This window comes from Dolichospermum sp. LEGE 00246, assembly GCF_015207865.1.
GTDB lineage: Bacteria > Cyanobacteriota > Cyanobacteriia > Cyanobacteriales > Nostocaceae > Dolichospermum > Dolichospermum heterosporum.
Genome location: NZ_JADEWA010000587.1, coordinates 1 through 2810 on the forward strand (window position 1 = coordinate 1; position 2810 = coordinate 2810).

Below are 2810 nucleotides of genomic sequence, written 5' to 3' on the forward strand. Positions count from 1 at the left end.
GAAATATGTTGCCAGAACTGATTGTATAATCTAACATAATCTTCCTCTCATGATTGTCTAGTTTGTGAAATTTGGATTGCTGTTTGTAATCGCTGGTGAATTAAATCAATATTATAACTAATTGGTAATCACTTTTTTATCCAGACGTTCAGCAAGCCACAATTTAATAATAGAATCAGAAGTCACGCCTAAACGTTTTGCTTCCTGTTCTAAAGCTTCTATCATCCAAACAGGAAAATCAATATTAACTCTTTTTTGTGTATACCTTGGATGATGTACTTGAGATAAGTCTAACAACTCAGTAATATCTTCACCATTATCAAACTTAGTATCAAATTCTTCAGCTTTCATAAATATTGGCCTCTTCAGTACGAGAACGACGAACAGAAATAATTCTTATTTTATCACTACGATAGGTAATGACTGCTGACCAATGTTTATCAGCTATCTTGCCAATAACTAAAAATCTGGGTTCATCGGTTGTGTTTGCGGGGACTTCTACTAGATGCGTATCTCTCCAAAGTTTTTGTGCTTCAATAAAATCAATGTTATGTTTAGTTTTATTTGTTGCACTTTTGTTTGCATCAAATTCAAATTCCATCATTATTTTTGCATCTTTGTGTTTTGATTTTAATAAACTATGTTATCTATTAAGTGTTATTTGCCATTAATTGTTATTTTTGCTAATCCTTTACAAGGATAATTTACTAATTTAAACGCCCCAATTGTCTTAATAAATCATTGTGATTATTTATTGCTGGTTGAAAATCTGGTTTAATACTAATTGCCTTCTTGTATGATTTTAGTGCTTCTTCATATCTTTGGAATTGAAGTAGAATGTTGCCGCGCTTATACCAAGCTAGATGTAAGTCAGACTTGATAGAAATAGCTTTATCGAAGGATAAAAGTGCTTCTGTATATCTTTGTAATTGACTTAGAGCAAAACCTCGGTTATACCAAGATAGATGGTCAGGGTTAATTGCAATGGCTTTGTCAAAGGATGCGATCGCTTCTTGGTACATTTGTAATTGAGTTAGAGCAAAACCTCGGTTTTTCCAAGCTAGATAATCGTCAGGGTTGATAGTAATGGCTTTGTCAAAGGATGTAATTGCTTCTTTGTATTTTTGTAAATAATATAGTGACAAACCTCTATGACACCAAGATTTGGAATCGTCAGGGTTAATTGTAATGGCTTTATCATAGGATGCGATCGCTTCTTGGTACATTTCTAAGTTCTCTAAGGAAAAACCTCGGTTACACCAAGATTTAGCATCGTCAGGATTGATGGCAATGGCTTTGTTATAGGATATAATCGCTTCTTCGTATTTTTGTAATTGATCTAGTGTATTACCTCGGAAATACCAAGATTCATAGTCTTTAGGGTTGATAGCAATGGCTTTGTCAAAGGATGCGATCGCTTCTTGATACATTTGCAGAGAACATAGGGAAATACCTCGAAAATACCAAGCTGGATGAAAGTCAGTTTTTATGGTAATGGATTTGTCAAAAGAGTTGATCGCTTCCTGGTATTTTTGCAGATAATATAGAGTAAGACTTCGGAAATACCAGGATCGATGGTCATCAGATTTGATGGCAATGGCTTTGTCAAAAGATGTAATCGCTTCTTGGTATTTTTGTAATTGACCTAGTGTATTACCTCGGAAATACCAAGATTGATGGTCATCAGATTTGATGGCAATGGCTTTGTCGAAAGATGTAATCGCTTCTTGGTATCTTTGCAAATAATATAGAGAAATACCTCTATTATACCAAGAATGAGCATCGTCAGGATTGATGGAAATAGCTTTGTCGTAGGATATAATTGCTTCTTGGTATCTTTGCAAATTAGATAATGCAAGACCTAGATTATTCCAAGCTGGATAATATTTAGGTTGAATGATAATAGCTTTTTCATAAGATGCGATCGCTTCTTCGTATTTTTGTAAATTCTCTAGGCACAAACCCCGGTTATTCCAAGCATCATAAAAGTCAGGTTTAATAGCGATCGCTTCTTCGTATTTTTGTAAGTTTGCTAGGGAAATACCCCGGTTATGCCAAGCTAGATAAAAGTCAAGTTTAATAGCAATAGTTTTATCATAGGATGCAATCGCTTCTTGGTATTTTTGTAAGTTGTATAGGGAGTTACCCCGGTTATACCAAGCTTCATAATAGTCAAATTTAATAGCAATAGCTTTATCGAAAGATGCGATTGCTTCTTGGTATTTTTGTAATTGGTTTAGGGAAAAACCTCGGTTATGCCAAGCATAATCATGGTCAGGTTTAATAGCAATAGCTTTATCGAAAGATGCGATTGCTTCTTGGTATTTTTGTAATTTCTCTAGGGAAAAACCCCGGTTATTCCAAGCATCATAAAAGTCAGATTTAATAGCAATAGCCTTATCGTAAGATGCGATCGCTTCTTGGTATTTTTGTGATTTCTCTAGGGAAAAACCCCGGTTATTCCAAGCTACATAAAAGTCAGGTTTAATAGCAATGGCTTTGTCAAAAGATGTAATTGCTTCTTGGTATTTTTGTAATTCGTTTAGGGAAAACCCCCGGTTATGCCAAGCTTCATGAAAGTCAGATTTAATAGCAATAGCTTTATCGAAAGATGCGATCGCTTCTTGGTATTTTTGTAAGTTGTCTAGGCAAAGCCCCCGTCCATACCAAGCTTCATGAAAGTCAGGTTTAATAGCAATAGCTTTGTCATAGGATGCGATCGCTTCTTGGTATTTTTGTAATCTTAATAATTTATTCCCCTCTACAAATAAATCTTTAACGGAAAACTGATTTAATTGATCATTTAACTC

General features: G+C 34.6%; 3 protein-coding genes. All 3 read right to left on the reverse strand.

The genetic code is table 11. The annotated features are described in order from the left end of the window. Window positions 1-117: 117 nt before the first annotated feature. On the reverse strand, window positions 118-351 hold the full coding sequence (gene brnA / locus IQ228_RS24335; protein WP_027403974.1) for a type II toxin-antitoxin system BrnA family antitoxin: 234 nt from the start codon (window positions 349-351) through the stop codon (window positions 118-120). Then, window positions 341-604: a BrnT family toxin gene (locus tag IQ228_RS24340; RefSeq protein ID WP_027403973.1), complete on the reverse strand. Its 264-nt coding sequence runs from the start codon at window positions 602-604 to the stop codon at window positions 341-343. The genes brnA and IQ228_RS24340 overlap by 11 nt, the downstream gene beginning before the upstream one ends. 103 nt (window positions 605-707) lie before the next feature. Next, window positions 708-2810, reverse strand: a 2103-nt coding sequence (locus IQ228_RS24345) for a tetratricopeptide repeat protein (protein ID WP_193964735.1), incomplete at its 5' end; no start/stop codon positions are given.